The organism is Rathayibacter sp. AY2B3, from assembly GCF_002931755.1.
Taxonomy (GTDB): Bacteria; Actinomycetota; Actinomycetes; order Actinomycetales; family Microbacteriaceae; genus Rathayibacter.
The window spans coordinates 81,906-89,704 of record NZ_PSUG01000007.1 but is presented as its reverse complement, the minus strand read 5'-3'; the positions used below and the strand labels follow the sequence as shown (position 1 = coordinate 89,704).

Below are 7,799 nucleotides of genomic sequence, written 5' to 3'. Positions count from 1 at the left end.
GCCGCAGTCCTCCGTCGAGGTGGTCGTGCAGCGACACCTTGGGGAGCTCGTCGATGAGGACGCCCTCGCCCGGCAGGAGGTACTCCTCGGTCTGCTCGGAGGCGCGGGAGACCGCGATGCCGTCGAGGACCGCGAGGAGCAGCGCGGCGTCATCGGCGCCGAACGACGCCGCGGGATGCGCGGCGCGCAGCAGCTCCAGGACGACGTCCTCCGTGCGCGACCAGCCGGCGGTGTGGATCGTGCGGATCTCGGGATCGGTACCGGCGCGGGACGCGAAGGCGGTCCAGACGATCGCGTCGGGGACGTCCTCGTCCGCGACGCAGGCGATCTCGTCGCAGAAGACGCGCAGCCGCACCTCGGCCGACGGCTCGGCGTCCAGGCGGCTCCGCATCCGCTCGCGGAAGCGCTCCTCGACCCGGGCCATCGCCCCGGACAGCAGTGCCTGCTTCGTCGGGAAGTGGTGCTGGACGGCCCCCACCGAGACCCCGGCCTCGGCCGCGACGGTGCGGATGCTGAGGTGCTCCGCCCCCCGTGTCGAGAGGACGGCGACGACCGCCGAGAGGATGTCGCTCCTGCTCTCGCGCCGATCCGGCATGGTGTCCCTCTCGTTCGACTGCTCGAGCAGGCTACGCTCTCGGACATGACCAATACGACCGTATTGCCAACCCCTGCCGGAGCCGGCCGCCGCACCGCGACCCTGGACGTCGTCCGCGGTGTCGCGATCATCGGGACCCTCGGCACGAACATCTGGATCTTCTCCCACCCCTGGGGGATGCTCGGACTGCTCTCCGCCCCGGTGACGCCGGAGACCTCCGACTCCGCCGGGACCGCGCAGCTCCTGCTGATGGCGCTGGCGCAGGGCAAGTTCCTCGCCCTCCTCTCCCTCGCCTTCGGGATGGGCCTCGCGATCCAGCACGCCTCCGCGGTCCGGCGAAGGACGCGCTGGCCGGGCCGCTACCTCTGGCGCGCGACGCTCCTCCTCCTGGACGGCGTGGTCAACTACGTGCTGATCGCGGAGTTCGACGTCCTCATGGGGTACGCCGTCACCGGAGCGGTCGTCGCCTGGCTGCTGCTCACCCGGCCGACGACGCAGCGCCGCGTGATCCTCGTCTGCGGCGCTCTGCACGTCGTCCTGATCTCGGCGCTCGTGGCGCTCGTGGCGGCGAGCGCGGACGGTGCCGGACAGGGGCCGACCGGCCGGAGCCCCTACGCGGACGCGTCGTTCCTCGGCCTCGCCCTCTTCCGGCTGCAGAACGCGGGCGTCTTCCGTGCGGAGCCGGTGCTCATCGGGCTCCTCAGCCTCGCGATGTTCCTCCTCGGCGCGCGCCTCCACCGGGCGGGGGTCCTCGCCACCGAGGGCGCGCCGCTCCGCCGCCGTCTGCTGGTCCTCGGCGCCCTCGCCGTCCCCGTCGACCTCGCGCTGGGCGTCTGGGGGAGCGCCGCCGGTCTGCTCGCCGAGCGCTACCTCGTCGCGCCCCTGGTCGGTCTCGGCCTGCTCGCGGCTCTCGCCGAGGTCTGCCTCCGCCGGGGCGCCGAGGGCTGGGCGGCACGTCGGGCACGGGAGGTCGGCCGGGTCGCCCTGAGCGCCTACCTCCTGCAGAACCTGCTCGGCGGCTCTCTCTTCTACGGCTGGGGACTCGGGCTGGCGGTGACGGCCGCGCAGTGGCGCGTCCCGGTGACCGTGGGAGCGTTCCTGCTCATCGCGGCGGCCGTCGTGCTCGCGGCGCACCAGTGGCTGCGCCGGTTCGAGCTCGGCCCGGTGGAGTGGCTCTGGAAGCGGGGCGAGCGGATCGGTGTCCGCGCGCCCCGCTGACCGGAGGGGGACCTACGCGAGGAGCTCCGCGGCGCCGGTGCGCAGGGCGGCGAGGCGGGACGAGACGGCCGACCGGCGGGCGTCGGCGACGGCGTCGTGCGACCAGGCGTCGAGGTAGAGCTTGACCTTCGGCTCCGTGCCGCTCGGGCGGGCGATGAGGCGGGCTCCGTCGAGGGAGAAGCGGAGCGCGTCGGTCGGGGGCAGCGCGCCGCCCTCGGCGAGCAGGTCCTCGCTCCGCTCGACGGCGAGCCCGCCGATCGCGGTGGGAGGCGTCGCGCGGAGTCCGGCCATGATCCGGCCGATCTCGGAGAGGTCGGTGACGCGGAGCGAGATCTGCTCCGATCCGAAGAGCCCGAACCGTTCCGCGAACGACTCCAGCTCGTCGTCGATCGTGCGCTCCTCGGCGGCGAGCGCGCTCGCGAGGGAGAGGAAGGCGACCGCGGCGGAGACGCCGTCCTTGTCGCGGACCGTCCCGGGGTTCACCAGGTAGCCGAGCGCCTCCTCGTAGCCGAAGACGAGGTCGGGGACCCGCGAGATCCACTTGAAGCCCGTGAGGGTCTCGGCGAAGTCGAGGCCGTACTCGGCGGCCACGGCGCCGAGGGCGGGGGAGGACACGATCGAGCAGGCGAGCGCTCCTCCGACGCGGCCCTCGCGGCGGGCCTGCTCAGCGGCGCGCCAGCCGAGCAGCGCGCCGACCTCGTTGCCGGTGAGGCGCCGGAAGCCCTCCGGGGCGGAGGCGTCGGGCACGGCGGCGGCGAAGCGGTCGGCGTCCGGGTCGTTCGCCACGATCAGCTGCGCGCGACCGGAGCGCGCGGTCGCGAATGCGAGGTCGAGGGCGCCCGCCTCCTCCGGGTTCGGGAACGCGACCGTGGGGAACGCCGAGTCGGGCTCGATCTGCTCGACCACCACGGCCGGCTCGTCGAACCCTGCCGCGGAGAGCACCCGGTGCGCCGTCTCCCAGCCGACCCCGTGCATCGCCGTGTAGACGACGCGCAGCGGAGCGGACTGGCGGCCGACGGCGGCCGTCGCCTCGATGTAGGCGGCCACCACGGACTCGTCCGCGAGCCGGTACTCGCCGCGCGGCAGCTCCGGGACGCGCCGGTCCCGCGCGACCGCGAGGATCCGCTCGGCGATCTCGGAGTCGACCGGCGGCACGATCTGCGAGCCCTCGTCGGCGCCGCCGAGGTAGACCTTGTAGCCGTTGTCCTGCGGCGGGTTGTGGCTCGCCGTGACCATCACGCCGGCGTCGGCGCCGAGGTGGCGCACGGCGAAGGCCAGCACGGGGGTGGGCAGGAGTCGGGGGAGCAGCACGGCGTCCACGCCGGCGCCCGCCATCAGCGCGGCGGAGTCCTCGGCGAAGACGCGCGAGTTCTTCCGGCCGTCGTAGCCGATCACGACCACGGGCCGCTGGACGCCCTGCTCCAGCAGGAAGTCGGCGAGGCCGACGGCGGCCTGCGAGACCAGCACGCGGTTCATCCGATTGGATCCCGCCGCGATGGCGCCGCGCAGACCCGCGGTGCCGAAGGCCAGGCGGGCGCCGAAGCGGTCCTCGAGCTCGGCGCGGGCGGAGGCGTCGCCCGAGTCGGAGGCGGTCAGCAGGCCGACCAGCTCCTCGCGCGTCTCCGGGTCGGGGTCCTGGGCGAGCCAGTCCTCGGCGAGCTCCCGGACGTCGGCGCTCACAGAGTCCCCGTGATGCCGGCGAGCAGGCGGGCGAGGTCGTCCTCGGCGTCGCGGCCGGCCTCGAGCACCTCCTCATGGCTGAGGGGGGTCTTCTGGATGCCGGCGGCGAGGTTGGTGATGAGCGACATGCCCAGCACCTCCATGCCCGCCTCGCGCGCGGCGATGGCCTCGAGCGCGGTCGACATGCCGACGATGTGGCCGCCGATGATCCTCGCCATCTGCACCTCGGCCGGGCTCTCGTAGTGCGGGCCGCGGAACTGCACGTACACTCCCTCGTCCAGCTCAGGACGGGTCTGCCGCGCGAGGTCGCGCAGGCGCGAGGAGTAGAGGTCGGTGAGGTCGACGAAGGTCGCGCCCTCCAGCGGCGAGTCGGCCGTGAGGTTGATGTGGTCGCTGATCAGCACGGGGGTGCCGGGGGTCCAGTGCTCCTTGATGCCGCCCGCTCCGTTGGTGAGGATCATCACCGTCGCGCCCGTCGCGGCGGCGGTCCGGACGCTGTGCGCGACGCGGCGCACGCCGTAGCCCTCGTAGTAGTGGGTGCGGGCTCCGATGATCAGCGCGCGCTTGCCGGTGGGGAGCAGCACGGAGCGCAGGGTGCCGCCGTGCCCGTGCACGGCCGGCTTGGAGAAGCCGAGGATCTCGGTGGCCTCCACGGTCGCGGTCGTCTCGCCGATCGCGTCGGCGGCCCTGCCCCAGCCGCTGCCGAGAGTGAGGGCGATGTCGTGCTTCTCGACCCCGGTCGCCTCCGCGATCTGAGCGGCCGCGCGGGCCGCGATCTCGAAGGGATCGGCGTCGGGGGCGTCGAGCGGGTGCAGGGTCTGGTCGGACATCCTCCCACCCTACCGACGGGCTGCGCGGCCGCGGAGGACGGCTCCCGCAGCCGATCCGACACCCCGCGATTGGGCGAACACTCAGTGAGAGAGGACAATGGGAAGCATGGCTTACGAGTTCGAGCGCGCGCAGAGGATCGCTGTACTCGGAGGGGGGCCGGGCGGCTACGAAGCCGCCATCGCGGGAGCGCAGCTCGGCGCCGAGGTCACCCTGGTCGAGCGGGTCGGAGTGGGCGGCTCGGCCGTCATCACCGACGTCGTCCCGTCGAAGTCGCTCATCGCGACGGCGGAGGCCACCAACGCCATCGGCGAGGCCGCCGACCTGGGCGTGCAGTTCTTCACCCGCTCGGAGCAGAACAAGCCGGTACGCCCGGACGTGGCGGTCAACCTGGCGACGGTGAACAAGCGCCTGCTCGGCCTCGCGCGCCAGCAGTCCGAGGACATGCGCGCGAACCTGGTGCACCACGGCGTGCGGATCGTCCAGGGGGACGGGCGCCTGGACGGGTCGAACGCCCTGATCGTCTCGACGGCCGCCGGCGGCGAGGGCATGGACTTCGACCGCATCGAGGCGGACACGATCGTGGTCTCGGTGGGCGCCAGCCCGCGCGTGCTGCCGACCGCTGCGCCCGACGGCGAGCGCATCCTCAGCTGGACCCAGCTCTACAACCTCAAGTCCGTCCCCGAGCACCTGATCGTGGTCGGCTCCGGCGTGACCGGCGCGGAGTTCGCCTCCGCCTACCGCGCGCTCGGCGCCCGCGTGACCCTCATCTCCTCCCGCGACCAGGTGCTGCCCGGCGAGGACGCCGACGCGGCCGCCGTGATCGAGAACGTCTTCAAGCGCAACGGCATGGTCGTGCTCTCGAAGTCGCGCGCCGACCGCGTCGAGCGGACCGAGAAGGGCGTGCAGGCCGTGCTCTCGGACGGACGCGTCGTCGAGGGCTCGCACTGCCTCATGGCCGTCGGCTCCGTGCCGAACACGGCGGGCATCGGCCTCGAGGACGCGGGAGTGCAGCTGACGGAGTCGGGGCACATCCGCGTCAACCGCGTCGCCCGCACCAGCGTCCCCTCGATCTACGCGGCCGGGGACTGCACCACGTTCCTCCCGCTCGCCTCCGTCGCCGCCATGCAGGGCCGCACCGGCGTGTTCCACGCCATGGGGGACGCCGTGAACCCGACCGAGGTGCGCAATGTCGCGGCCAACATCTTCACCCAGCCCGAGATCGCGACCGTCGGCTGGAGCCAGCGCGAGATCGAGGAGGGGATCGCGCAGGGCGAGATCTACAAGCTCCCGCTCGCCGCGAACCCGCGGGCGAAGATGATGGGCATCCGCGACGGCTTCGTGAAGCTGTTCGCGCGCACGGGCTCCGGCACCGTCATCGGAGGCGTCATCGTCGCTCCGAAGGCGAGCGAGCTGATCTTCCCGCTCGCCCTCGCTGTGGAGCACCGCCTGACCGTCGACCAGGTCGCGCGGGCCTTCACCGTCTACCCGAGCCTCACCGGCTCGATCTCGGACGCCGCGCGCGCCATGCACATCGTCACCTGACGCCCGCCCCCCGACCGAGGGAACCCCGGACCGTCGAGGGAACCGCGGCCAGCGGGTTCCCTCGACGGCCCGCGGTTCCCTCGGTGCCGCCGCGCGCTCAGACGATCTGGAGGAGGACGTGACCGGCGGGGACGGTCGCGCCGGCCGCCGCGTCGAGGCCCTTCACGACGCCGTCCTTGTGGGCGGTGAGCGGCTGCTCCATCTTCATCGCCTCGAGGACGACGACCAGGTCGCCGGTGACGACCGTGTCGCCCTCGGCGACGGCGACCTTGACGATGGTCGCCTGCATGGGCGAGGCGACGGAGTCGCCCGTGACGGTGCTGACGGAGGAGGAGCCGCGGCGCTTCGGGGAGGCCGCAGCGGCCCCGCGGGCGGGTCCCGAGCCGGCCAGGTCGGCGGGGAGCGTGACCTCGACGCGGCGCCCGTCGACCTCGACGACCACGTTCCGGCGGTCCGCCGGCTCGTCGGTCGCTCCGGGCTCGCCGCTCCAGGCCGGGATCGTGTTCTCGAACTCGGTCTCGATCCAGCGGGTGTAGATCGTGAAGGGCGCTCCGCCCTCGGGGGCGAAGGCCGGGTCCTCGACGATCGCGCGGTGGAAGGGGAGGACGGTCGGCAGGCCGGTGACCTCGAACTCGGCGAGGGCGCGCCGCGAGCGCTCCAGCGCCTGCTCGCGGCTGTCGCCGGTGACGATCAGCTTCGCGAGGAGCGAGTCGAAGGAGCCGGAGATCACGTCGCCGGCGACGACGCCGGAGTCGACGCGGACGCCCGGTCCGCCGGGGGCCTTGAAGACGTGCACCGGGCCCGGAGCGGGGAGGAAGCCGCGGCCCGCGTCCTCGCCGTTGATGCGGAACTCGAAGGAGTGGCCGCGGGGCGCCGGGTCGTCGTAGTCGAGCACGCCGCCCTCGGCGAGGCGGAACTGCTCGCGGACGAGGTCGATGCCGGTGATCTCCTCCGACACGGGGTGCTCGACCTGGAGGCGGGTGTTCACCTCGAGGAAGGACACCGTGCCGTCCTTGCCGATCAGGAACTCGCAGGTCCCGGCGCCGAGGTAGCCGACCTCCTGCAGGATCGCCTTCGAGGCGCGGTAGAGCTCGGTGTTCTGCGCCTCGGTCAGGAACGGCGCGGGCGCCTCCTCGACGAGCTTCTGGTGGCGGCGCTGGAGGGAGCAGTCGCGGGTGGAGACGACGACGACGGTGCCGTGCGCGTCGGCCAGGCACTGGGTCTCGACGTGGCGCGGCTGATCGAGGTACTTCTCGACGAAGCACTCGCCGCGGCCGAAGGCGGCGACGGCCTCGCGCGTGGCGGAGGCGAACAGCTCCTCGACCTCGTCGCGCTCCCGGGCGACCTTGAGGCCGCGACCGCCGCCGCCGAAGGCCGCCTTGATCGCGACGGGGAGGCCGTACTGGTCCACGAACTCGAGCACCTCGGCGGCGCCGGAGACGGGGTTCAGGGTTCCCGGGGCGAGCGGGGCGCCGACCTTCTCGGCGACGTGGCGGGCCGAGACCTTGTCGCCGAGGCGCTCGATGGCCTCGGGGCCGGGGCCGATCCAGATCAGGCCGGCGTCGATGACGGCGCGGGCGAAGTCGGCGTTCTCGGCGAGGAACCCGTAGCCGGGGTGCACGGCGTCGGCACCGGAGCGGCGCGCCACCGAGAGCAGCTTGTCGATGACGAGGTAGGTCTCGGCGCTGGTCGTCCCGCCGAGGGCGTAGGCCTCGTCGGCGAGGCGGCTGTGCACGGCGTCGCGGTCCTGGTCGGCGTAGACGGCCACGGAGGCGATCCCGCTGTCGCGGGCGGCGCGGATGACTCGGACGGCGATCTCGCCCCGGTTGGCGACGAGCACCTTCGTAATCTTCGGCATGGTCCCCAACCCTAGGGGGCGGCTCCACCCGGTCCGGCGCGGCTCACCACAAAGAAGCGGAGGGCCTTCGTCGGT

The 7,799-nt window shown here is 73.3% G+C and carries 6 protein-coding genes; 2 read left to right on the top strand and 4 right to left on the bottom strand.

The features are described 5' to 3' along the window. Positions 1–595: TetR/AcrR family transcriptional regulator (locus C5C24_RS03940; protein WP_104304352.1), on the bottom strand; the 595-nt coding region annotated here is incomplete at its 3' end. Between the two features lie 45 nt (positions 596–640). Between C5C24_RS03940 and C5C24_RS03935 the strand changes: the two genes are divergently transcribed. Continuing rightward, a complete protein-coding gene (locus tag C5C24_RS03935; protein WP_104304351.1) occupies positions 641–1,813 on the top strand; it encodes a DUF418 domain-containing protein in 1,173 nt (390 codons plus the stop codon). Between the two features lie 12 nt (positions 1,814–1,825). On the opposite strand, the gene C5C24_RS03930 is transcribed toward C5C24_RS03935, so the two are convergent. Both C5C24_RS03930 and C5C24_RS03925 read right to left on the bottom strand, forming a co-directional pair. Next, positions 1,826–3,493, bottom strand: a complete 1,668-nt coding sequence (locus tag C5C24_RS03930; RefSeq protein WP_104275340.1) for a phospho-sugar mutase — start codon at positions 3,491–3,493, stop codon at positions 1,826–1,828. Further along, on the bottom strand, positions 3,490–4,323 hold the full coding sequence (locus C5C24_RS03925) for a purine-nucleoside phosphorylase (RefSeq protein ID WP_104275339.1): 834 nt from the start codon (positions 4,321–4,323) through the stop codon (positions 3,490–3,492). The genes C5C24_RS03930 and C5C24_RS03925 overlap by 4 nt, the downstream gene beginning before the upstream one ends. A 106-nt stretch (positions 4,324–4,429) precedes the next feature. On the opposite strand from C5C24_RS03925, the gene C5C24_RS03920 reads away from it, so the two are divergent. Beyond that, entirely contained in the window at positions 4,430–5,866 is a 1,437-nt protein-coding gene (locus C5C24_RS03920) for an NAD(P)H-quinone dehydrogenase (protein ID WP_104223171.1), read from the top strand. A gap of 97 nt (positions 5,867–5,963) precedes the next feature. Here the strand turns inward: C5C24_RS03920 and C5C24_RS03915 are convergent, their stop codons facing one another. Further along, positions 5,964–7,724 (bottom strand): biotin carboxylase N-terminal domain-containing protein, encoded by a 1,761-nt coding sequence (locus C5C24_RS03915; RefSeq protein ID WP_104275338.1) that lies wholly within the window; start codon positions 7,722–7,724, stop codon positions 5,964–5,966. Positions 7,725–7,799: the final 75 nt, after the last annotated feature.